The organism is Arthrobacter sp. T572 (genome assembly GCF_056780115.1).
Map to the genome: position 1 here is coordinate 2409128 of NZ_JBRAZQ010000002.1, position 23567 is coordinate 2432694.

General features: G+C 63.8%; 19 protein-coding genes and 2 tRNA genes. 8 read left to right on the plus strand and 13 right to left on the minus strand.

Annotated features, from left to right (window positions below):
* Position 1 precedes the first annotated feature (1 nt).
* A complete protein-coding gene (gene ileS, locus ACUYMZ_RS12345) occupies positions 2–3289 on the minus strand; it encodes an isoleucine--tRNA ligase (protein ID WP_481603602.1) in 3288 nt (1095 codons plus the stop codon).
* 324 nt (positions 3290–3613) lie between these two features.
* Between ileS and ACUYMZ_RS12350 the strand changes: the two genes are divergently transcribed.
* On the plus strand, positions 3614–4660 hold the full coding sequence (locus tag ACUYMZ_RS12350) for an endonuclease/exonuclease/phosphatase family protein (protein ID WP_481603604.1): 1047 nt from the start codon (positions 3614–3616) through the stop codon (positions 4658–4660).
* 25 nt (positions 4661–4685) lie between these two features.
* Here the strand turns inward: ACUYMZ_RS12350 and ACUYMZ_RS12355 are convergent, their stop codons facing one another.
* A complete protein-coding gene (locus ACUYMZ_RS12355; RefSeq protein WP_481603606.1) occupies positions 4686–5453 on the minus strand; it encodes an SDR family oxidoreductase in 768 nt (255 codons plus the stop codon).
* Between the two features lie 73 nt (positions 5454–5526).
* Here ACUYMZ_RS12355 and valS point away from each other — a divergent pair, with 73 nt between their 5' ends.
* Positions 5527–8148: a valine--tRNA ligase gene (gene valS, locus ACUYMZ_RS12360; protein ID WP_481603608.1), complete on the plus strand. Its 2622-nt coding sequence runs from the start codon at positions 5527–5529 to the stop codon at positions 8146–8148.
* Between the two features lie 331 nt (positions 8149–8479).
* Positions 8480–9355, plus strand: a complete 876-nt coding sequence (locus tag ACUYMZ_RS12365; protein WP_481603610.1) for an Fpg/Nei family DNA glycosylase — start codon at positions 8480–8482, stop codon at positions 9353–9355.
* Positions 9356–9358: 3 nt separating this feature from the next.
* Here ACUYMZ_RS12365 and ACUYMZ_RS12370 read toward each other — a convergent pair whose 3' ends face one another.
* The 6 genes from ACUYMZ_RS12370 to ACUYMZ_RS12395 form a co-directional block, all read right to left on the minus strand.
* Positions 9359–9988, minus strand: coding sequence for a mycothiol-dependent nitroreductase Rv2466c family protein (locus ACUYMZ_RS12370; RefSeq protein ID WP_426002948.1), 630 nt, complete (start codon positions 9986–9988; stop codon positions 9359–9361).
* Positions 9989–10069: 81 nt separating this feature from the next.
* The gene (gene clpX / locus ACUYMZ_RS12375) at positions 10070–11359 is read right to left on the minus strand and encodes an ATP-dependent Clp protease ATP-binding subunit ClpX (protein WP_481603613.1); all 1290 of its coding nucleotides are present in this window, start codon (positions 11357–11359) and stop codon (positions 10070–10072) included.
* Positions 11360–11541: 182 nt separating this feature from the next.
* Positions 11542–12201, minus strand: a complete 660-nt coding sequence (locus ACUYMZ_RS12380) for an ATP-dependent Clp protease proteolytic subunit (protein ID WP_426002951.1) — start codon at positions 12199–12201, stop codon at positions 11542–11544.
* A gap of 38 nt (positions 12202–12239) precedes the next feature.
* Complete coding sequence (locus ACUYMZ_RS12385; protein WP_426007548.1) at positions 12240–12854, minus strand: ATP-dependent Clp protease proteolytic subunit; 615 nt, start codon at positions 12852–12854, stop codon at positions 12240–12242.
* Between the two features lie 245 nt (positions 12855–13099).
* Positions 13100–14479, minus strand: coding sequence for a trigger factor (gene tig, locus ACUYMZ_RS12390; RefSeq protein ID WP_481603615.1), 1380 nt, complete (start codon positions 14477–14479; stop codon positions 13100–13102).
* A 70-nt stretch (positions 14480–14549) separates the two neighbouring features.
* A tRNA-Pro gene (locus ACUYMZ_RS12395) sits at positions 14550–14624 on the minus strand.
* A 127-nt stretch (positions 14625–14751) separates the two neighbouring features.
* Here ACUYMZ_RS12395 and ACUYMZ_RS12400 point away from each other — a divergent pair.
* A tRNA-Gly gene (locus tag ACUYMZ_RS12400) sits at positions 14752–14825 on the plus strand.
* A gap of 67 nt (positions 14826–14892) precedes the next feature.
* On the opposite strand, the gene ACUYMZ_RS12405 is transcribed toward ACUYMZ_RS12400, so the two are convergent.
* The 3 genes from ACUYMZ_RS12405 to ACUYMZ_RS12415 all read right to left on the minus strand — a co-directional run bounded on the left by ACUYMZ_RS12405 (position 14893) and on the right by ACUYMZ_RS12415 (position 17348).
* Positions 14893–15780 (minus strand): Fpg/Nei family DNA glycosylase, encoded by an 888-nt coding sequence (locus ACUYMZ_RS12405; RefSeq protein WP_481603618.1) that lies wholly within the window; start codon positions 15778–15780, stop codon positions 14893–14895.
* Complete coding sequence (locus ACUYMZ_RS12410; RefSeq protein ID WP_442423636.1) at positions 15780–16262, minus strand: ribose-5-phosphate isomerase; 483 nt, start codon at positions 16260–16262, stop codon at positions 15780–15782. The genes ACUYMZ_RS12405 and ACUYMZ_RS12410 overlap by 1 nt, the downstream gene beginning before the upstream one ends.
* Before the next feature lie 75 nt (positions 16263–16337).
* Entirely contained in the window at positions 16338–17348 is a 1011-nt protein-coding gene (locus ACUYMZ_RS12415) for a hypothetical protein (RefSeq protein WP_426002956.1), read from the minus strand.
* A gap of 130 nt (positions 17349–17478) precedes the next feature.
* Here ACUYMZ_RS12415 and pepN point away from each other — a divergent pair, with 130 nt between their 5' ends.
* Together pepN and ACUYMZ_RS12425 are read left to right on the plus strand one after the other, a co-directional pair.
* The gene (pepN, locus tag ACUYMZ_RS12420; protein ID WP_481603620.1) at positions 17479–20040 is read left to right on the plus strand and encodes an aminopeptidase N; all 2562 of its coding nucleotides are present in this window, start codon (positions 17479–17481) and stop codon (positions 20038–20040) included.
* Positions 20041–20088: 48 nt separating this feature from the next.
* Positions 20089–20568, plus strand: coding sequence for an OsmC family protein (locus tag ACUYMZ_RS12425; RefSeq protein ID WP_481603622.1), 480 nt, complete (start codon positions 20089–20091; stop codon positions 20566–20568).
* 5 nt (positions 20569–20573) lie between these two features.
* Here the strand turns inward: ACUYMZ_RS12425 and ACUYMZ_RS12430 are convergent, their stop codons facing one another.
* Positions 20574–21566, minus strand: coding sequence for a Rossmann-fold NAD(P)-binding domain-containing protein (locus ACUYMZ_RS12430; RefSeq protein ID WP_442423632.1), 993 nt, complete (start codon positions 21564–21566; stop codon positions 20574–20576).
* A 105-nt stretch (positions 21567–21671) separates the two neighbouring features.
* Here ACUYMZ_RS12430 and ACUYMZ_RS12435 point away from each other — a divergent pair, with 105 nt between their 5' ends.
* Together ACUYMZ_RS12435 and ACUYMZ_RS12440 are read left to right on the plus strand one after the other, a co-directional pair.
* Positions 21672–22358 (plus strand): mechanosensitive ion channel family protein, encoded by a 687-nt coding sequence (locus tag ACUYMZ_RS12435; RefSeq protein WP_426007550.1) that lies wholly within the window; start codon positions 21672–21674, stop codon positions 22356–22358.
* Position 22359: 1 nt separating this feature from the next.
* Positions 22360–22833 carry a globin gene (locus tag ACUYMZ_RS12440; RefSeq protein WP_426007551.1) on the plus strand — a complete coding sequence of 158 codons (474 nt, stop codon included), beginning with the start codon at positions 22360–22362 and terminating at the stop codon, positions 22831–22833.
* Here the strand turns inward: ACUYMZ_RS12440 and ACUYMZ_RS12445 are convergent.
* Positions 22822–23508, minus strand: coding sequence for a DUF8185 domain-containing protein (locus tag ACUYMZ_RS12445; protein ID WP_481603624.1), 687 nt, complete (start codon positions 23506–23508; stop codon positions 22822–22824). The genes ACUYMZ_RS12440 and ACUYMZ_RS12445 overlap by 12 nt on opposite strands.
* Positions 23509–23567: the final 59 nt, after the last annotated feature.

Below are 23567 nucleotides of genomic sequence, written 5' to 3' on the forward strand. Positions count from 1 at the left end.
ATCAGGCCCCTGCCTTCGCTACGGTGATCTGCGGTTCGTCGGCGCTGGACAGCAGCACCTCGAGTTCCAGGGTCAAGGTTTCGGTCTTGACGAGGTCCGCGTTGGCCTTGAGGGCGTCTGCAACGTCCTGCTGTGCCTCTACCGTGGTGGTGATCCGGTCGCTCACGTTCAATCCTGCGTCCTTGCGTGCCTGCTGGATGGCACGGACCATGTCACGGGCCAGGCCTTCGGCGGCAAGCTCAGGCGTGACTTCGGTGTTGAGGACCACGAATCCGCCACCTGGCAGTACGGCAGCCGCGGCAGCTCCGCCGTCGGGCGTTTCGGCCACGACCGTCTCCAGCGTGTACTCCTGCGGCTCAAGTTCCAGGCCGCCGGCCACCACCACACCGGCGTCATTGATGGACCAGTCGCCGGATTTGGAGCCCTTGATGGCTTGCTGGACGTTCTTGCCCAAGCGCGGCCCGGCGGCGCGGGCGTTGACCACCAGCTTCTGCTCGATGCCGAATTCCTCAGGCGAAGCCGTCGCGGCGTCCAGCAGCCGCACGGACCGCAGGTTGAGTTCATCAGCGACGACGGCGGCGAACCCTTCCAGCGCATCCGCGCCAGGAGCCACCACAGCCAGTTCCTGCAGGGGCAGGCGCACCCGCAGATTCGCTGCCTTGCGCAGGCTGGAACCGGTGGAACAGATTTGCTGGACGCGGTCCATGGCTTCCACGAGTTCCGGGTTGGCCGGGAACAGCGAGGCCTCCGGCCAATCGGCCAGATGTACCGAACGGCCGCCGGTCAAGCCACGCCAGATCTCCTCGCTAACCAGCGGCAGCAAGGATGCGGACACCCGGCACACGGCCTCCAATGCCGTGTACAGGGCATCGAAAGCGTCCACGTTCTCGTCGAAGAAGCGCTGGCGGCTGCGGCGGACGTACCAGTTGGTCAGCATGTCCAGGTAGCCGCGGAGTTCATCGCAGGCACCCGAGATGTCGTAGCTGTCCAGGCTTTCCGTAACCTTCCGGACGAGGTCGCCGGTGTTGGCCATGAGGTACTGGTCCAGGATGTCCGCGTAGCCGTCGTATCGCAGCTTGGCATCGTAACCGTCGCCCCCGTTGGCAGCGTTGGTGTACAGCGTGAAGAAGCTGTACACGTTCCACAGCGGCAGGATGACCTGGCGGACGCCGTCGCGGATGCCCTGCTCGGTGACGATCAGGTTGCCACCGCGGAGGATGGGGCTGGACATGAGGAACCAGCGCATGGCGTCGGAGCCGTCGCGGTCCAGGACCTCGGAGACGTCCGGGTAGTTGCGCAGGCTCTTGGACATCTTCTGCCCGTCCGAACCCAACACGATGCCGTGGCTGATCACATTGCGGAACGCGGGACGGTCGAACAGCGCCGTGGACAGGATGTGGAGCATGTAGAACCAGCCACGGGTCTGGCCGATGTACTCCACGATGAAGTCGGCGGGGTTGTGGGTGTCGAACCACTCCTCGTTCTGGAAGGGGTAGTGCACCTGGCCGTAGGGCATCGACCCGGAGTCGAACCAGACATCCAGGACATCTTCCACACGGCGCATAGTGGATTTGCCCGTGGGATCGTCCGGGTTGGGGCGGGTCAGTTCATCGATGAACGGGCGGTGCAGGTCGACTTGGCCTTCCTTGTTGACAGGAAGGCGGCCGAAATCGGCCTCAAGGTCGGCCAGGGACCCGTAGACGTCCGTCCGGGGGTACTCGGGATCGTCGGACTGCCACACGGGGATGGGCGAACCCCAGTAGCGGTTGCGGCTGATGGACCAGTCACGGGCGTTCTCGAGCCACTTGCCGAACTGGCCGTCCTTGACGTTGCCCGGGATCCAGTTGATCTCCTGGTTCAACTCGGACATACGGTCCTTGAACTTGGTGACCTCCACGTACCAGGAGGACACGGCGCGGTAGATCAGCGGGTTCCGGCAACGCCAGCAGTGCGGGTAGCTGTGCTCATAGCTGGCCTGGCGGACCAGTCGGCCATCGGCGCGCAGGACCTGGGTGATGGGCTTGTTGGCTTCAAAGACCTGGAGCCCAACAATGCCGGCGAGTTCTCCGTGCGCAAACAGGGGCAGGAACTTGGCGCCTTCGTCCACGGACAGAACCACCGGGATGCCGGCTTCTTCACAGACCTTCTGGTCATCCTCACCGTAGGCCGGGGCCTGGTGCACGATTCCCGTACCGTCTGTGGTGGTGACGTACTCAGCCACGAGGATGCGCCAGGCGTTCTGCGTGCCGTACTTCTCGGTGTCGGCGAAGTCGTTCCACAGCGGTTCGTATTCGAGGCCCTCCAACTGGGAGCCCGTATACGTTGCGGTGACGGCGGCCGTTGCGGCAGCGGCGTCGTCGTAACCGAGATCCTTCGCATAGGCACCAAGGAGGTCAGTTGCCAGGAGGAAGCTCCCCGTTATCGGAGCTTCAGGAGAGGCGGCCTTGACGCCGTTGGGGCCAGCGGGCAGGACGGCGTAGGAGATGTCAGGCCCGACGGCGAGCGCCAGGTTGGTGGGAAGCGTCCAGGGGGTGGTGGTCCAGGCGAGCGCCTGGACACCTGCAAGCGCCTTGGACACCTCGGACTCCCCTGCCTTGATGGGGAAAGTGACCGTGACGGTCTGGTCCTGGCGGTTCTTGTAGACGTCGTCGTCCATGCGCAGCTCGTGGTTGGAGAGCGGCGTCTCGTCCTTCCAGCAATACGGGAGGACCCGGTAACCGTTGTAGGTCAGGCCTTTTTCGTGCAGCTGCTTGAAGGCCCAGAGCACGGACTCCATATATTCGACGTTGAGCGTCTTGTAGTCGTTGTCGAAGTCCACCCAGCGGGCCTGGCGGGTGACGTAGGCCTTCCATTCGTTGGCGTACTTCATGACCGAGGCACGGCAGGCGTCGTTGAATTTGTCGATGCCCATGGCTTCGATCTGGGTTTTGTCCGTCATGCCCAGCTGCTTCATGGCTTCGAGCTCTGCGGGGAGGCCGTGCGTGTCCCAGCCGAAGCGGCGCTCCACTCGCTTGCCGCGCTGGGTCTGGTAGCGGCCCACCAGGTCCTTGGCGTAGCCGGTGAGGAGGTGACCGTAGTGCGGAAGGCCGTTGGCAAAGGGAGGACCGTCGTAGAAGACGAACTCATTGCTGCCGTCTTGTCCGGCCTCGCGCTGGTCGATGCTTGCCTGGAACGTTCCGTCTTCATCCCAGTACTTGAGGATGCGCTCTTCGATTTCCGGGAACTTCACGGAAGCGGACACGCCCTGCGTGCCGGAAGGCGATGCTGAGGCCTTGGGGTAGTGGGTCATCTCGAATCCTGGTGATAGCTGGTTGACTGTCAGGATGCGAGGACGGCTCCCATGCTGCTTTTCAACAACGCAGGTACCGCGGTACCACCTCACTTACCGGAATTGATTTCCCGGCCGCTCATTACTGCTGTGACGGGCTTACCCGTCCGGTTCTACTTGGCTCTGATTACTGCTGGGCTCTCAGTGCCGTTCTTCCGGAAGCTCGCCGGTGATGGCCGGGTCAAAGCTGCTCTCCCCAGTCTAGCGGCTGATCAGCGCACCCTTCCACCCGGATCATCCCGCAGGTGGACAGGTCTGCCCGGCATGGCTGCATAGACTCGACGCATGAGTGAACCTGCCGCCACCCTCCCGGTTGTCCATCGTGGCCGGCGCCCGGCATCCCTCGCCTGGTCCGTGTTTGCCGCCGTTGTCGCTCTCCCTGTCGCCGGTGTTTCGTTGTTCCGCGCGGTACCGGCGGAATGGCCGCTGCCGGTAATCCAACTGTTGTCCTTTACGCCCTGGCTGGCGGTCCCGGCCGGCCTGGCATTGGGGCTGGCCCTTGCGGGCCGTCGTACCTGGGTAGTGATGACGACGGCGGTTTTGCTCGCCGCCCAGCTCTTCTGGCTCTTTCCGTTTGACATTGGCCGGCCCGTTCCCCCTCAGGCCGGTGCCCCGGCGCCGGTCAGTTTGACGGTGATGACCATCAATTCGGAATTCGGCCAAGCCGATGCCGGGGCGATCGCGCAGCTGGTTCGCGACAAGCATGTGGATGTCCTCACGGTGCAGGAACATACCCAGGCGTTGGAAGACCGCCTGGATGCGGCACGCCTGCGGGAAGTTCTTCCCCACCTCTTGAGCAGCCCGACCGATGATGCTTCCGGCAGTGCCGTGTATTCACGGTTCCCGCTGGAGGCCGTGGGCCAGCTTCCGGACACACCGTTCCAGATGCCGGTGGTGCGGGTCACGGCAGTGTCCGGGGAGGCCACGGCTGTGGTGACGATGACCAGCGTCCACACCCTGCCGCCTGTTGATGAACGCATCGGCCAGTGGCGGAGCGACCTCATGGCCCTGTCCCGGCAGGCATCACGCCCTGGGCGCCAGGTGCTCCTGGGCGACTTCAACGCCACGTACGACCACCTGGAATTCCGGCAGTTCCTGGACGGACCCCTGCAGGAGAAGGGCGCGGACGGCTCAAGGCTGGTGGATATCGGCATGGCATCCGGCGGTCGGTTCACGCCCACGTGGCCGATGGAGAACCTGGCGCTGCCGGGCATCGTCATTGACCACGTGGTGACCTCATCCGACATCCGGCACAGCGGTTACTCGGTCCACCGGGTCCCGGGCACGGACCACGCAGCCGTGCTGGCCGCGCTGGAGGTTCCGGCGTCCTGACCTTTCCTCCAGGGCGACCCCACAGTCACTCTTCCTTGCGGATGAGCTTATGGTTTGCTGCCTGAGCGACGGGCCGGACGGTGATGTGGTCCAGGTTGATGTGGTGTGGCAGGGAGACGGCGTAGCCCACGACGTCGGCGACGTCCGCGGCCGTCAACGGCTTTTCCACTCCGGCGTAGACCTTGGCAGCCGCTTCCTGATCACCGAGCCGGTTGAGGGCGAATTCCTCTGTGTGGACCAGGCCGGGCGCTACCTCGATGACGCGCAGGTTGTTGCCGACTTCCTCCAACCGGAGGGCATTTGTCATGGCATGCTGGGCGAATTTCGCGGCGTTGTAGCCGGCTCCGCCTTCATACGCCGCCAGGCCTGCGGTCGACGTCAGGTTCAGGACGGTACCTTCCCCATTGGCCCGCAACATGGGCAGGAAGGCGCGGGTGATCTTCATGGTTCCCAGCACGTTGACCTGGTACATCCAGTCCCAGTCGTCCGTGTCGGCGTTGGCGATCGTATCGGCGCCGCGGGCGCCGCCGGCAATGTTGATGAGCGTATCGGCTCCCCCGGCCGCGGTGACGGCCCCCAGCAGGGCCGCGACGTCGTCGTCGTTGGTGATATCCGCCGGAAAAGCCGTGGCGCCGGTTTCCCCGGCGAGGGCTTCCAGCCGCTCCGCACGGCGGGCCACTGCGAAGACCTTCCAGCCACCCGCCGTCAAGGTCCGGACCGTTGCTTCGCCGATGCCGGTGCTTGCACCTGTCACGACCGCCGTTTTGTTCTGTGTTTGCGCTGCCAAAGTCATGGCACCAGCCTATCGACGGCCCGGGCTGCTGCCGAAGGCAGGCTGTAACGGCAGGCCATGAAACAATTGATCCATGGCTGAATCAACGCAGGGTACAGACACGCCCGCCACCGCCCCCATTAACGTTCCCGACAAGCCGGCCCTTGAAGGCCTTGAGGCTGCCCTGACGCAGCGCTGGCTGCAGGAAGGAACCTACAAGTTCAACCCGGACACCACCCGGGAGCAGGTCTACTCGATCGACACTCCCCCGCCGACTGCCTCCGGCTCGCTGCACGTGGGACACATGTTCTCCTTCACGCAGACCGACGTCCAGGCCCGTTACATGCGCATGACCGGCAAGAACGTCTTCTACCCCATGGGCTGGGACGATAACGGCCTGCCCACAGAGCGCCGGGTCCAGAACTACTACGGTGTGCGTTGCGATCCCGCCATCCCGTACAACGCCGACTACCGTCCGCCTGCACAGCCGGCCAAGAACCAGCGCGATTTCGACGTCGTTTCGCGCCAGAACTTCATCGAACTGTGCGAGGAACTCGCCGTTGAGGACGAAAAGGTCTTCGAGAACCTCTTCCAGACGCTCGGCCTGTCCGTGGACTGGAACCTGACGTACCGCACGATTGACGACACCTCCCGTGCGGTTTCCCAGCGTGCGTTCCTCGCCAACCTCGCTGCCGGCGACGCTTACATGGCAGAAGCCCCCACGCTCTGGGATGTCACGTTCCGCACCGCCGTGGCACAGGCTGAGCTTGAGGACCGCGAAGTTCCAGGCGCGTACTACCGCTACCCGTTCTTCACGGAAGACGGCCAGAAGCTCTTCATCGAAACCACCCGCCCCGAACTGCTGGCCGCTTGCGCCGCCCTGGTGGCAAACCCCGACGACGAGCGCTACCAGCCGTACTTCGGCAAGACCGTGAAATCGCCCCTGTTCGATGTCGAACTTGAGGTCAAGGCACACCCGTTGGCCAAGGCCGACAAGGGGTCCGGTATCGCCATGGTCTGTACCTTCGGCGACCTTACCGACGTCACCTGGTGGCGAGAACTGCAGTTGCCTACGCGTGCCATCATGGGCCGCGACGGCAGGATCATCGCCGAAACCCCGGAGTGGATCACCACCGAAGCCGGCAAGGAAGCCTACGCAGCCATCGCAGGCAAAACCGCCTTCTCCGCCAAGGAAGCCGTGGTGGAGTTGCTCACCGCGGCCGGCCTCTTGGATGGGGAGCCCAAGAAGATCACCCACCCGGTGAACTTCTTCGAAAAGGGTGACAAGCCCCTCGAGGTCGTGACATCGCGCCAGTGGTACATCCGCAACGGCGGCCGGGACGAAGACCGGCGTGAGCGGCTGATCGGACGTGGCCACGAAATCACCTTCCACCCGTCCTTCATGCGTTCCCGCTATGAGAACTGGATCGCTGGCCTGAACGGTGACTGGCTCGTCTCCCGCCAGCGCTTCTTCGGCGTCCCGATCCCTGTGTGGTATCCGTTGGATGCCCAGGGCAACCCGGACTACGACCACCCGATCCTGCCGTCCGACGAGATGCTTCCGGTGGACCCCGCCGCCGACGCCGCACCGGGCTTCGAGGAGTCACAGCGCGACCAGGCCAATGGCTTCACCGGTGATGCGGATGTCCTGGACACCTGGGCAACGTCCTCGCTGACCCCGCAGATTGTGGGCGGGTGGAGCCGCGACGAGGACCTGTTCGCCAAGGTCTTCCCGTTCGATCTCCGCCCCCAAGGCCACGACATCATCCGCACCTGGCTGTTCTCCTCCGCCGTCCGCGCCGACGCCCTGCAGAACAGTGCGCCCTGGAAGCACGCTGCCATCTCCGGTTGGATCCTCGACCCGGACCGTAAGAAGATGTCAAAGTCCAAGGGCAACGTGGTTGTCCCCACGGATGTCCTGAACGAGTACGGCTCGGACGCTGTACGGTACTGGGCAGCCTCGGCCAAGCTCGGAGCGGACACTGCCTACGAGATCGCGCAGATGAAGATCGGCCGGCGCCTGGCCATCAAGCTGCTCAATGCCTCCAAGTTCGTCCTGAACCTGGGTGCGACCGAGAACTCCGTGGTTTCACATGACCTCTCGGTGCTGACCAACCCGTTGGATCGTGCGCTCCTGGCCCAGCTCTCCGACGTCGTTGCCCAAGCCACCAAGGCGTTCGACAACTACGACTACGCCCGTGCGCTCCAGATCACCGAATCCTTCTTCTGGCAGTTCACGGACGACTACGTAGAGCTCATCAAGGACCGTGCCTACGGTGCCGCCGGAGAAGCCGAGCAGGCTTCGGTCCTTGCCGCCCTGGCCACGACCCTTGACTCCTTGCTGCGCTTGTTCGCACCGTTCCTGCCCTTCGCCACCGAAGAGGTCTGGAGCTGGTGGCGCGCCGGATCCGTCCACCGTGCAGAGTGGCCCTCCACCCTGGAAGTCGCAGACGGGGATACCACCATGCTGGGAACCGTGGGCATTGCCCTCAGCGGCATCCGCAAGGCCAAGTCCGAAGCGAAGGTGAAGCAGCGCACCGAGGTCCTGTCAGCCACCATCACCGCTACGGAGGTCCTGGTTGCGCAGCTCAAGGCAGGTCTGTCCGACCTGAAGGCCGCCGCCAACGCCAAGGACATCACCCTGCTCTCCGGGGAAGGCGACCTGACCGTCAGCGATGTGGTCCTGGCTCCGGCAGAGGAGACACCCGCCTCCTAGCCGGCCCGGTTTTTGGGCAAAGGGGAAGCCCCATCAGCGTTTTGCCGTTGGTGGGGCTTCGACTTTTTCGGCTGTCCGGTGACGGCTTGACAGTCTGGCGGAATCCTTGGAATTTCAGGTCTTCCTACCTCGTCACTGGTAGCTTGCTGCCAACTTTGCCAAAGGCTGCGTTGACTGCATATCACTGAATCTTCGGTTTCCGTGTCCCTCTTCTTTCGAAGTGGGTAAGAACCATTGTTGTCCTGCCCGGAGCGTTCCACAAGGCCTCCGGGAAAACTACAATCCTGTAGTTTCCGGAGTCTTTTGGGGCAGCTTGTGGCAGAGTAATTCCATGCCGGAACTGCCCGAAGTGCACGGCCTGTGCACCTACCTGGACACGCAACTCAACGGAGCGGTGCTGACGAGTGTCCGTATCAACTCCATCGCCGCGCTCAAGACGGCAGATCCGCCCTACACCGCATTGGAGGGACGGACCATCAGTGGCGTGCGGCGCTACGGCAAATTCATCTGCGTCGATACTGACGGTGTGTTCTTCGTGTTCCATCTGGCCAAGGCAGGCTGGGTCCGGTACACCGAGCATCCGTCCTCTGCCGGCCTCCGCATGGGCAAAAGCAACATAGCAGCGCGTCTGCTGTTGCACCGCTCCAGTGACGAAGCCCACCTGGGCCTGGACCTGACCGAAGCCGGAACCAAGAAGAGCCTGGCCATCTACGTGGTTCGGGATCCCCAGGACGTCCCCGGCATCGCGGGCCTGGGGCAGGAACCACTCAGCCCGGATTTCGACGTCGAGGCCCTCGCGGCGATCGTCGGGAACAGCCCGCAGCAGATCAAGGGGCTGCTGCGGAGCCAGGGCGTGATCGCCGGAATCGGCAACGCCTACAGCGACGAGATCCTGCATGCTGCCCGGATCTCACCCTTCGCCATCGCCAAATCACTGGACAGGGAAACCATTGAACAGTTGTACGCCGCAATGCAGGAGATCCTGGTAGGCGCCGTGAATGCGGCTTCCGGTAAGCCTTCCAGCGAATTGAAGGACACCAAGCGGAGCAATTTCAGGGTTCACGCCAGGACGGGACAACCCTGCCCTGTGTGCGGTGACACTGTGAGGGAGGTGTCCTTTGCGGACACCTCCCTGCAATACTGTGCTACCTGCCAGACCGACGGAAAGATCCTGGCGGACAGACGGACGTCCCGTTTCCTGAAGTAGGGGTCAGTTGAATTCAGGGCTCTCGGTGCGGCTGCGCTTGAGTTCGAAGAAGTGCGGGTAGCCGGCCAACGCAACGCTGGCGTCCCAGATCCTGCCTGCGTCCTCGCCGCGCGGGATACGGGTCAGCACGGGGCCAAAGAAGGCAGTGCCGTTGAATGCCACCACGGGCGTCCCCACATCCTGGCCGACCAGGGAAATGCCCGCCTCGTGGCTGGCACGCAACTGGGCATCATATTCTTCCGACTCGGCAAAGCGCGCCAGTTCCGCGGGAAGTCCCACCTCAGCCAGGGCCTTGCGGATGACCGACGGGCGGTCCTTGTTGCCCTCGTGGTGGATCTCCTCGCCCATGGCGTCATACAGCGGCTTGACGTACTGGCTGCCGTGCAACTCCTGGGCTGCGATGATGACGCGCACCGGCCCCCAGCTCTGGTCCATCAGGGCCCGGTACTCTTCCGGAAGGTCACGGCCCTCGTTAAGCACGGAGAGGCTCATCACGTGCCATTCCGTTTCGATGCCGCGCACTTGCTCCACCTCACCGATCCAGCGCGAGGTAATCCACGCGAACGGGCACGCGGGGTCGAACCAGAAATCGGCCTTGGTGACGGTCTGATCGGGCGTGTTCTGTTCAGGCACAGCAAAACTCCTCTGAAGGACGGAATAGGACGCTAGGGGCGTGGTAAAGCGGCAAGCCCCGCTCTTTGCTGCAACCGGGCGTCAGGCGGACTTATTCCGCCGCTTGGCGACGACGTCGTGGGCGATCATGGTCGGTTGGGCCTTCTTGGCCACCACATCGGCCGTAATCACAACCGTAGCAATATCGTCCCGGCTGGGAAGGTCGAACATGACGGGAAGCAGGATTTCCTCCATGATGGCGCGCAGTCCACGGGCTCCCGTTCCGCGCTCCAGGGCCTGGTCGGCGATGGCATTGAGCGCGTCGTCGTCGAACTGAAGCTCCACGCCGTCCAGCTGGAACATTTTTTGGTACTGCTTGACGAGCGCGTTCTTGGGCGTGGACAGGATCTGGATCAAGGCGGGCCGGTCCAGGTTGGATACCGTCGTAATGACCGGGAGGCGGCCGATGAATTCGGGAATAAGCCCGAACTTGAGCAGGTCCTCCGGCATGACTTCACCGTAAGTGTCCACGTTGTCCCGGACTTCGTTGAGCTGGGCACCGAAGCCGATCCCCTTGCGGCCCGAACGCGAACCAATGATGTCTTCGAGCCCTGCAAAAGCACCGGCAACGATGAACAGCACGTTGGTGGTATCAATCTGGATGAATTCCTGGTGCGGGTGCTTGCGTCCGCCTTGCGGCGGAACGGAGGCAACCGTCCCTTCGAGGATCTTGAGCAAGGCCTGCTGGACGCCCTCACCGGAAACATCCCTGGTGATGGACGGGTTCTCGCTCTTGCGGGAGATTTTGTCGATCTCGTCGATGTAGATAATGCCCTGTTCGGCCTTCTTGACGTCATAATCCGCGGCCTGGATCAGCTTGAGCAGGATGTTCTCCACGTCCTCACCGACGTAGCCTGCCTCCGTGAGGGCCGTGGCATCTGCCACGGCAAACGGAACATTGAGGCGCCGGGCCAGGGTCTGGGCCAAGTAGGTCTTTCCGCAGCCGGTAGGACCGATCAGCAGGATATTGGATTTGGCGATCTCCACGTCCTCGTGGTGGCCGCCCTCTCCGAGGCTTCCGCTCTTGGGCGCGTGGCCGGCCTGGATGCGCTTGTAATGGTTGTAGACGGCAACGGCGAGGGATCGTTTGGCGGGCTCCTGCCCGATCACGTACTCCTGCAGGAAGTCGAAGATCTCCCGCGGTTTGGGCAACTCAAAACTGCCGAGATCGGAAACTTCGGCGAGCTCTTCCTCGATGATCTCGTTGCACAACTCGATGCACTCATCGCAGATGTACACACCGGGACCGGCTATTAGCTTGCGTACCTGCTTCTGGCTCTTTCCGCAAAAAGAACACTTCAACAGGTCCGTGCTCTCGCCAATCCGAGCCATGTGGGAATCCCTTCGTTGCATGCGGGTGATGCGGCTCCGCGCCGTACTCAAGTGTGCGGCTTCGCCGCGGTTGGCACCACCGTGACAACATCCACTCTAGGTCACAATGGGCTGCTTGGGTGGAAACAGAACGCCGGTGCGGTCCATGTTTCGCGAACCGCACCGGCGTGAATTTCCGAGTGCTACCGGGCGATTGCCTGGGGCTTGATCTTGCGGGAGTCCAGGACCTGGTCGATCAGACCGTAAGCCCGGGCCTCTTCCGCGGTGAGGATCTTGTCGCGCTCAATGTCGTTGTTGACTTGATCGGACGTCCGGCCGGAGTGCTGGGCCAGCGTGTCTTCGAGCCAGGTCCGCATGCGCATGACTTCAGCCGCCTGGATTTCCAGGTCCGAGGCTTGCCCGCCCTGGCCTCCGGACAGCGCGGGCTGATGGATCAGCACGCGGGCGTTCGGAAGGGCGAGGCGCTTGCCCGGCGTGCCTGCCGCCAGGAGTACTGCCGCAGCGCTGGCAGCCTGGCCCAGGCAAACCGTCTGGATCTCGGGCCGGATGTACTGCATGGTGTCGTAGATGGCTGTCATGGCCGTGAAGGATCCACCCGGCGAGTTGATGTACAGGGTGATGTCGCGGTCCGGGTCGGTGGATTCCAGGACCAGCAGCTGGGCCATGATGTCGTCCGCCGAGGCGTCGTCCACCTGCACACCGAGGAAGATGATGCGGTCCTCAAACAGCTTGGTGTACGGGTCCTGGCGCTTGAAGCCGTAGGGCGTGCGCTCTTCGAACTGGGGCAGGACGTAGCGGCTGGTGGGGAGGTTGCCGGCGGACCATCCGAAGTTGTAGTTCATGTCAATTGCTCCTGGTTTTCAGTGGTTCTCTATGCCGGCTAGTTGTTGTTGGCATCCGACTGGTTGGCCGTTCCGCCGCCACCGGCCACGGAGCCGGCATGCGCCGAGATCTTGTCGAAGAAGCCGTATTCCAGTGCCTCGGTGGCAGTGAACCACTTGTCGCGGTCGTTGTCCTTGAGGATGGTTTCGACGGTCTGGCCCGTCTGCTCCGCCGTCAGTTCGGCCATGACCTTCTTCATGTGGAGGATCAGTTCGGCCTGGATCTTGATGTCCGAGGCCGTGCCGCCGATGCCGCCGGACGGCTGGTGCATCAGGATACGGGCGTTCGGGGTGGCATAGCGCTTGCCCTTCGTGCCGGAGGACAACAGGAACTGGCCCATTGAAGCGGCAAGGCCGGTGGCGACGGTGACAACATCGTTCGGGATGAACTGCATGGTGTCGTAGATGGCCATGCCTGCCGTGACGGAACCGCCGGGCGAGTTGATGTAGAGGTAGATGTCTTTCTCGGGGTCCTCAGCCGAGAGCAGCAGCAGCTGTGAGCAGATCGCGTTCGCGTTCTCGTCACGGACTTCAGAGCCGAGCCAGATGATGCGCTCTTTCAGCAGGCGGTTGTAGATGTAGTTGTCCTGGGCTGCGGGATCGACAGTTGCCATCCGGGGAGCCGCTGATTGCTGTGACATAAGTGCTTACCTCTCGCTCTGTGCCAGTGACCTCACTGAACTTCACTACTTGGACACTAACCGTTTTGACAGGCGTTTTGTTCGCCGGAATCGCGCTGTTCGCTGACGGCGCACCATTGGCCGGCGGGTGACGTCTTCCGGCGCCGGGGCGATGGTGCGGAGGGGTTAAACAGGACGGCCCTGGATTACTGGAATCCAGGGCCGTCCTTTACAGCTGGTTAGAACTTCACTGCTGCGGGGTCGTCGCTTGCAGCAACTTCGGCTTCTTCGGAGGCCTCGGCAGCGGCCTCGCCGGCCTCAACTTCCCCGGCGGGGCGCACGAAGTCGGTGAGGTCGACCTTGTTGCCCTCGGAGTCAACAACCTCGGCCTGGCCCAGCACGACAGCCAGGGCCTTGCGGCGGCGAACCTCGGAAACCATCATGGGAACCTGGCCGCTCTGATCAATGATCTGGGCGAACTGGTTCGGGTCCATGCCGTACTGGCTGGCCGTGGTGACGATGTAGTCGATCAGCTCGTTCTGGCTGACTTCGACTTCTTCCTTGTCCGCAATGGCGTCGAGGATGACCTCGTTCTGGAAGGCGCGCTCGGTGTTGGCCTTAACCTCGGCGCGGTGTTCTTCGGTGTCGTGGTCACCTTCGCCGTGCGAGTTCTCCGGGTTGAAGTGGGCCTCAACCTGCTCGTCAACAACTGAAGCGGGGACGGGAACCTCAACAAGTTCAACGAGCTTGTCGAGTACCTTGTCGCGGGCTTCGACGCCCTGTCCGACGACCTTGGAGTCGGCCGCCTGCTTGGCGAGGTCCTGGCGGAGCTCAGCAAGGGTGTCGAATTCGGAAGCGAGCTGGGCGAAATCGTCATTGGCCTCGGGAAGCTCGCGCTCCTTGACGGCCTTGACGACGACCTTCACCTGGGCGGCTTCGCCGGCGTGGTCACCGCCAACGAGGGTGGTGTCGAAGATTGCTTCCTCGTCAACGGAAAGACCGGTGACGGCCTCATCAAGGCCTTCGAGCATGGTCCCGGCGCCAACCTGGTAGGACAGACCGGCTGCGGAATCGATGTCTTCGCCGTCGATCGTGGCAGTGATGTCGATGGTGAGGAAGTCGTCGTTCTGCGCAGGACGGTCAACGGACCTCAGCGTGCCGAAACGGCCACGGAGCTCGTCCAGGGCCTTGTCGACGTCGGCTTCGGAGGACTCTGCGGCGGCAACCTCAACCTTGATGCCGGCGTAGTCGGGAAGTTCGATCTCCGGTCGGACATCGACCTCTACCTGGAACTTGAGCTCACCCTCGGTAGCGGACGGGTCCGGAACCTCGGTGATCTCGACCTCAGGACGGCTCAGCGGACGCACACCGGTTTCCTGGACTGCAGCCTGGTACCAGCCATTGAGGCCGTCGTTGATGGCCGTCTCCAGGACGTAACCGCGACCGACGCGCTGGTCAATGATCCGGGAGGGAACCTTGCCCTTGCGGAATCCCGGTACCTGGATCTGCGAAGCAACGGTCTTGTAAGCGGCATCGATGCTCGGCTTCAGTTCTTCAAACGGAACCTCAACATTGAGCTTGACCCGCGTGGCGGTGAGGTTCTCGACAGCGCTCTTCACAGTCTAAGTACTCCTGGTTTTGTGGGTATGGGGTTCTGCCGCGCCCCTCGGAGCGGGCACAAACACAGAGTCGGGGTGACAGGATTTGAACCTGCGACTTCCTGCTCCCAAAGCAGGCGCTCTAGCCAAGCTGAGCTACACCCCGAATGCACAGGACAGTCTACGGGCAAGCGGGCCGGGAATGCACATTTGACACCGCCGCCGTAATTAGGTTTAGTTGTACCCGGCTCGAACAGCCACCGGGAAGATGTCCGGAATGGAGATCTTTACCCGGGGACGTAGCTTAATGGTAAAGCCTCAGTCTTCCAAACTGATTACGCGGGTTCGATTCCCGTCGTCCCCTCCAGGACAAGAAGGAGCCCCGATCCACCAGGATCGGGGCTCCTTCTGCGTTAACTACCACCCGTTGCGGCTCAAACCTGGCAGCCGGGACACCAATAGAGTTTCCGCGCACCAATCTCAGTCATGCCCACCAGCGTTCCGCATGCCCGGCAGGGCAGACCCTGCCGCTTGTAGACAAAGTGGGCATCGGCGTCGGGCGCGCTGCCGTGGCCCCCGGTCCAGAGCCTCGGAGGCGTGGTGACGATCCTGCCGTCACGGACACCGTCGGACATGGTGGAGACAGTGTCATCCCACAGCCTGCCGGCCGTTTCGGCGTCGATCGCCGTGCCCGGGGTCCAGGGATCAACAGCCTGCCGGAACAGCACTTCCGCACGGTAGATGTTGCCGACGCCGGCCAGCACCGACTGGTCCATCATCAGCAGGCCGACCGCCGTTTTGCGCCGTCGGAGCCTGCGGACGAACTCCTCCCGGTCACCTGGCAGATTCCGCAGCGGATCCGGCCCCAGGCGGTCAAGGACAGACCGGACGTCGTCCGCCGTGATGGCAGCGCACGTGGTGGCTCCTCGAAGGTCCGCCCATCCATGGCCGGATACCAGCCGGACACGCACGGCACCAACCGGTGGCGGCGGCCCCGTGTAGACAGGCTCGTACCCCGCCGGACCGGTCTCGCGTTCTCCGATCCGGCGGGGCGCACCGATGCTTGAGGCGCCCGTGAACGAACTGTCGCCGCCGAAGCTCCATGCACCGTAAAGCCCCAGATGCACGTGCAGGGACAGGCCGTTCCCGAACTGCAGAAACAACTGCTTGCCGTGCGCCATGGCTTCCTCAAGGACGTGCCCGTCCAGGAGGGCAGCGCCTTCGGCAAACCGCCCCTGGGGGCTGCTGACCTGGAGGCGCTCTCCGGCGAACACGTCCTGGAACTGCCGGGCCAGCCGGTGGACGGAATGACCTTCGGGCACTACTGGACGATCTCGCCGGTGGTTTCGTAGACGGCAATCTTGCCGATGCGGCGGACGTGGCGCTCGTCATTGCTGAACGGTTCCTGGAGGAACGCCTCAATAAGCCCGGTGGCTTCCTCGACACTGTGCTGACGGCCGCCGACGGCGATGACGTTGGCGTCGTTGTGTTCGCGGGCCAGCTTTGCCGTGGAGAGGTTCCACGCCAAGGCAGCGCGTACGCCCTTGACCTTGTTGGCGGCGATCTGTTCGCCGTTGCCGGAGCCGCCCAGGACGATTCCGAGCGCGTGGATCCCCTGCTGCTGGTCCGCTACCACTGCCTCACCTGCATTGATGCAGAACGAGGGGTAGTCATCCAGCGCGTCGTATTCCTTGGGACCGTGGTCCACCACGTCGTAGCCCTGGGCGGTGAGGTGGCTGACCAGGTGGGCGCTGAGTTCCATGCCTGCGTGGTCCGTGGCGATGTGGACGCGGGGTTTAGTCACAGGAAGTCCGTTTCTTTCGAGTGCGCTGGTCCGGATCCTTGCCGGGGCGCGGTGGGGAGGGATGCGCTACCTAGGTTACCGCGACCCCGGCTGCCCGGGTTCTCCTCCGCGGTGGGCCCTCTCCGCGGCCCGGTTGAGTATTCCGGCGATGTTGTCGGCCGCTGCCGCCGTGCCGGCACTGAGCGCGACCCGCCGCCCGTTCAGCTTCCGCACCACCACAGCGGGCCCGCTGCTGACCAGCATGGCAGTGGCATCGTCATGGTGGCGCCAGCCCCAACCGCCGTAGTCCGCAGCCTTCACGTCGGTAGGGGCGGCAGCAGCGATGTCGACGGCGGGAACGGTCAGGACGCGTACGACTCCCCCGGCGAAGACCTGCAGGCCTCCCCTGTCCGCCCGTACCCGGGCAAAGAGGAAGCCGGCCCCGACCAGCGCGGCAACCACCAGGAGGGCACCCAGCCAGGGAAGGGCAACCGCAATGAGGACGGCAGGAAAGACCGCTGCAACGATGATCATGATGAAGACCGAGCTCCGGGCATGGACCCACATCCTCAGGCTGTCCCGTGCAAGGTCCGGGTCGGCAGCCAGCAAGGCTGCAGTTTCCAGCGCCTGGTCGTCCTCCCTCGTCCATCGCGGGTCGGGCTTGAAGGCCATCATCATGACGACGCTGAGTGCCACGGCGGCACCACTGCCCATGGCAAGGATGACGGGGTCAACGTGCGTGGACCGGGCGTCGACGGCACCCGACTGCCCCACCAGCCCGGCGGCAAGGACAGCTGTCACGAACAAGCTCACCAGCAGGCCCATCCCCATCATGACCCGCCGCATGATGACCGGACGGGAAACGGGAACAGCCTGGAAAAACGCGATCCAGCCGACGAGGGTGATCAGGGCTGCGCCTCCTGAAACGTAGGCGCCGAAAGGCGCAAACGAGCTTCCGCCGTCGGAATTCCACATGACCGCAACGGGCTCCGGCAAGCTGTTCCGCAGCAGTTGGGCGCAGACAACAAAGCCGCCGGCCAGCAACAACGGAAAGACCACTGCAAACCGCAGGGCCCGGATATCCAATGAATCGCGGAACGTTCCCATGATCCAACGCTACTCCGAACCAGCGACACCGGGACGCCGCCTCCTTGCCATCACCGCGTGGAGTGAAAGAATGGCTTCACACTGAGGCCGGAACAGCCCGGCCTGCCACCCCGACCACTCTGGAGGCATCTTGCCAGGCCTGAATTTGACGCGCGAAGAAGCTGCGCAGCGCGCTGCGATACTCAACGTCGAGTCCTACAACGTCACTTTGGACCTCACCAAAGGTGCCACCGTCTTCGGATCGACAACCGTGGTGCGGTTCTCCGCCACCGCGGGATCCTCAACGTTTATTGATGCCATTACCGAAACTGTCCACAGCGTGACGCTCAACGGCCGGCAACTGGACCCTGCCGAGGTATCCGATGGCGTCCGGATCAGCCTGCCCGCCCTGGAGGCGGACAATGAACTGACGATTGTCAGCGATGCCCCGTATATGAACACCGGCGAAGGACTCCACCGGTTCGTCGACCCGGTGGACAACGAGGTATACCTCTACACGCAGTTCGAGGTTCCCGACTCCCGGCGCATGTTCGCCGTCTTCGAGCAGCCGGACCTGAAGGCCTCCTTCACCTTCACCATCACTGCACCGGCCCACTGGGATGTCATCTCAAATTCCCCGACACCTGCACCGGAACCCGCAGACGCGGGGGAAGACGGATCAGCCCGTTCCGTGTGGAAGTTCGCTCCGACACCGCGGCTGTCGTCCTATGTCACCGCGCTCATCGCCGGGCCCTACCAGTCCGTCCGCTCCGAAGTGACCAGCAGCGACGGCCGCACTGTCCCGTTGGGCGTCTTCGCACGCAAGTCCCTGATGCAGTACCTGGATGCCGACAACATTTTCGAACTGACGCGTCAGGGTTTCGAGTTCTTCGAAGCGCAGTTCGGGTGTCCGTACCCGTTCGAGAAGTACGACCAGCTCTTCGTCCCCGAATTCAACGCCGGAGCCATGGAGAACGCCGGCGCCGTCACCATCCTTGAGGGCTATGTCTTCCGCGGGAAAGTCACGGAGGCACAGGTTGAACGCCGCGCCATCACGGTCCTGCACGAACTGGCCCACATGTGGTTCGGTGACCTGGTGACCATGCGCTGGTGGAACGATCTCTGGTTGAACGAATCCTTCGCCGAGTACATGTCGCACCTGGCAGCCGTGGAGAACACCGAATTCGACCGGGCCTGGACGACGTTCGCCTCGGTGGAGAAGTCCTGGGCGTACCGGCAGGACCAGCTTCCCACCACCCACCCGATCTTTGCCGAGATCAACGACCTCCAGGACGTTGAGGTCAACTTCGACGGCATCACCTATGCCAAGGGAGCATCCGTCCTGCGCCAACTGGTGGCCTGGGTTGGTCCTGAACAGTTCATGTCCGGAGTGCGGGCCTACTTCGGCAAGCACGCGTGGAGCAACACCGAACTGGCAGACCTCATGGTGGAACTGGAAGCAGCCAGCGGCCGCGACCTTGACCGGTGGGGCAGGCTATGGCTGGAAACAGCGGGGGTGAACACGCTCTCTCCCGCCATCGATGCAGATGCTGAGGGCACCATTACCGGCTTCGCGATCAACCAGACCGCCATCGACGAGCACCCCACCCTGCGCCCCCACCGCCTCGCAGTGGGGTTCTACAGCAGGACTCCTGAAGGAAAACTCGAACGCACCCACCGTGAAGAACTCGACGTTGACGGTCCCCGGACCGAGGTGCCGGAACTGGTGGGCCTCAAGCGTCCGGACCTGGTGCTGCTTAATGACGACGACCTCGCCTATGCCAAGGTGCGGCTGGACCCGGACTCGTGGGCCACGGCCAAGGAACACCTGAAGGACTTCGCCGCCAGCCTTCCCCGCACACTCGTATGGGGCTCGGCGTGGGACGCCGCGCGCGACGGCGAAACACCGGCCCGTGGGTACGTTGACCTGATCCTGGCCAACATTGCGCACGAAACGGACTCCTCCGTGATCCTGGTCCAGCTGCGCCAACTGGCCACGGCACTGACATACTTCGTCGCCGAAGAGCATAAGCTCCACTCCACCACGGAGGCGGCCGGAAAGCTTTGGGACCTGGCGTCGCAGGTTGAACCGGGCTCGGATGCCCAGCTACAGTTTGCCAAGTCCTTTGCGCAACTGGCCCGCAGCGGGGACCAGCTCGACCGGATCCAGGAACTCCTTGACGGCACCGATACCCTGGCCGGGCTGACCGTGGACCAGGACATGCGCTGGGAGCTCCTGACTGCCCTGGTTGCCGGCGGACGGCAAGGACAGGAGCGCATCGACGAGGAACTGGCCCGGGACAACACCTCCAACGGACAGAACGCTGCAGCCCAGGCCAAGGCAGCCATCCCCACCCCGGAAGCCAAAGCCGCAGCCTGGGACTCGATCGTGGTCAAGGGCGAGCTGTCCAACGCGTTCCAGGCATCCGCCGTCGCAGGTTTCATGAGGGTTGCCGATACCGCGCTGCTGGAGCCGTATGCCGGGAAGTATTTCGACGCCGTGCCGGGAATCGTCAAGGAACGTACCCATGCGCTGGCACAGCAGATCGTGGTGGGGCTCTACCCGGCGCAGCTCACCACGCAGGCCACCGTGGACCGTACCGACCGGTTCCTTGCCGGCCTGCCGGAGGAGAGTGCGGCACTGCGCCGCATGATGTTGGAGAACCGCGATGCGGTGGCACGCGCCCTGCGGGCCAGGGCTGCCGACGCCTGAGACGTTGAGGTCCTGCGGACAGTCTCCAATAAGTGGCAGACTGTCCGCATGGGCCTGAACGAACACCACTACGCGCTGACCGTCCGCTGGACCGGAAACCTCGGCGGGGGAACGTCCAGCTATCGCGGGTACTCACGCGACCACGACGTCGAAATCCCGGGATTGCCCACGTTGCAGGGTTCTTCGGACCCCACCTTCCATGGCGACCGGTCACGCTACAACCCGGAGCAACTCCTGTTGGCGGCGTTGTCGCAGTGCCACATGCTGTCCTTCCTTCATGTGGCGGTCAAGCACGGCGTTGTGGTCACGGCCTATGAGGACCACGCCGAAGGGCTCATGAAACTCAACCGCGACGGCAGCGGCCAGTTCGAAAGCGTCACGCTGAAGCCGCACGTGGCAGTCGTGGATCCCGCCCATGCCGAGCTCATGGCGCAGTTGCACCACGAAGCCAACCAGGTCTGCTTCATAGCGCGCAGCGTCAACTTCCCGGTCCGCCACGAGCCCGTGACGACGGCGGCAGTTGCCTGACGCTGTCAGGCGGGCATCAGTGCCACGAGCCTTTTTTCCGTACCCGGTGACAGCCCGGCTTTCCTGTCCCGGCCGAGTCCCCGCAGCCGCTCATCGGCGAGGGTGTCCCGCAGGGTTTCCCGCCAGGGCCGCAACACCATGCCCTGTTCCCGCGCAGCGTCGTTGCTGCGGGCCTGGAATCCCTCATGCCCCGGCGGCAGCCACAGCGGCAACGAATCGTGACCCGACCAGTACCCGACACCCTGGTCAGCAAGCCATTCTTCCGGCGCCGTCACCACGTGGGGCCGGTCCTCGGCCAAACGCAGGCAAGCCTCCAGGTAGTCGCCAAAAGGCACCACGTCCCCAAGGGCGTTAAAGGAGCCCGCCAGCCCGCGCACGGCAGCGTCAATGACCCAGAAGGCGAGGTCGCGCACATCGATGATCTGGGTGGGATCACCGGCAATGTCGGGCACCAGCACAGGACGTTCCGCACCCTGGGCGCACCGTGCAGGCCAGTAGCCGTAGCGGTCGGAAGCGTCACCCGGTCCCCCGATCAACCCTGACCGGACAATGTGGGCCTTCTCCCCCACCAGGTCCCGGGTCATTCGCTCAATCGCGGACTTTGATTCGCCATAGGTCTCCGGCGTCCCGGCCTGATCCTCCGGCAGGGGCTTGAGCAGCGCCGAGTCTTCGGCAGCGCCCGGAACCGAATGGTCAGCATAAACAGAGCAACTGGAGACGAAGGTCCAGTGGCCGGCATCCGCGCCCAGGGCCTGAAGGGCCACCCTTGCCTGAACAGGGTCCCGTGACACCTCCACCACTTCGTCCCAACGGCGGCCTGCGAGCCCGTCAAAGACGGCGGAACCCAAGGCGCGGTCCGCGCGGACCCAGGCTACGCCGTCGGGCGCTTGTGCCGAAGTACCCCGGGCCAGGCAGGTGACCTCGTGCCCGGCGGCCACGGCCTGCCGGGCGATTTCGGCGGACAGGAAGGCGGTACCGCCCAGGACGAGGATGCGCATGCGGCTACGCTACGGCGATAGGGTTAATGGTGGACAGAGTGTTCCGCGCCAGGCGAACACGGGCCGACGACAAGGAGCTTGCACACCTTGACCTTCTTCCCTCCCATGGAAACCCTCACGATTGAACCGGAAAAGATCGATGTAGTCTCGATCCTCATCACAGTGGGCGTTGGCCTGCTGGTGTGGACCGTGGCACGCTTCATCATCCTGCGCATCACACGGAGGGTTGCCTCCGGCAGCTCGTTCTTCAAGAAACCGCATTTCAAATGGGTGCAGCCCGCCATCAGGGCACTGGACCATGAACGCCGGTCGCAGCGGGCGCAAACCATCGGTTCGCTGCTGACCAGCCTGGTCAGCGTGATCGTGGTGGTCATCGTGATCATCTACGTCCTCAAATTCATGAACGTGGACGTCGCTCCCCTGCTCACCAGCGTCGGCATCCTCGGTGTAGCCATCGGTTTCGGCGCGCAACAGCTGATCCGCGACTTCCTCGCCGGAATCTTCATCACCATCGAAGACCAATACGGAATCGGCGACGTGATCGTCACCAGCGAAGTCATTGGTACCGTTGAATCCGTAGGCCTGCGGATTACGCGTGTCCGGGCCGAGGACGGCGCCATCTGGTACCTCCGGAACGGCGAAATCCTCCGCGTCGGCAACAGGTCCCAAGGCGACTACGTTCCCCTGGAAACACCGGAATCCGGCGACGACGGCCACGCAACCGCTGTTCCCGCCGGAGCCGGGGCAGCCACCGGATCCGCCAAGAAGCCCGAGGAGAAGGCAAATGAGTGACATGACTGCGGGCCGGCAACCGGCAGCGGCAGGACCGGCGGCGGGACCCCGACGCCAGTTGATGCAGAACGACCCCTTCAGCCAACCGGCCTACACGGACAGTTTCTACGCAGCCGTCGGTGGCCACGACACGTTCGTGAAACTGATCGATGTCTTCTACGACGGCGTTGCGCAGGACCCGCTGCTGCGGCCCATGTACCCGGAAGAAGACCTCGAACCGGCCAAGCGGCGATTCCTCATGTTCCTGGAACAGTACTGGGGTGGCCCCACCACCTATGGCGAGGAACGCGGGCACCCGCGCCTGCGCATGCGGCACATGCCGTTCCGGGTCACCCCCGAGGCCAAAGACCGCTGGCTCTTCCACATGAGGACCGCCGTGGATTCCCTGGGGCTCTCGCCCCTGCACGAGGGCACCCTGTGGGATTACATGGAACGCGCAGCGCTGACCATGGTGAACAGTCCCTCAGCGGGCTGACTCCCGGCCCGTCAAGCCAAGGCCGGTGCCGGTGCGGACCAGGACGTGCCCGCGGGATCCGCTGAGGCGGAACCAGCGGCCGTTCCGGAACACCTGATGGCTGCCCCCGCCCAGGAAGCCCAAGGCGAACGCCGCGAAAGCGGCGCCGGCCGGCAGCCCGGGCTGCCCCTCGAGTTCCCGCCCCCAAACCGCGGCACGGGCAGTATTCACGACGGCGGCCCCCGCCATGGCGGGCACCACGCCTGCCACTTCGGCCATCCCCGACTCGGCAGCGGTCCGGAGGAAATCGTCGGAGAGCGTGCCGAGTGCCTCCCAGCCGCTGCGCGGGGCACTGACGCCCGCCCACGATTCGGAGACCGTTGCAGGTGGAACCGGCAACTCAACGTCTCCCTCACCGGACCGGGCCAACCGGTCCATCACCGAGGCGAGGCTGACGGTGGCGTCGGCCTGCGCGGGCTCGGCCAAGGCCATGGTGCGCAGGCCGAGGATGGTGGGCGTGGACTCACCGAGAATCCGCGGCCGCAAAACGCAGACGTAGGCTGCCAGCACCTGTCCGGATGCCTGAAGCCGGATCGCGCCGTCATCGATGCTCTTGGCCCGCATGATATACGTCCGGAGATCGGTCAGGTCGCGTGGATCGGTAAAGCGGAAAGACTGGGTCAAAACGTCGGTCACATCATCGACTCTACCGGCATGTCCTCGGTTGAGAGGGCTCAGGGCGCCGTCTAGAGTCG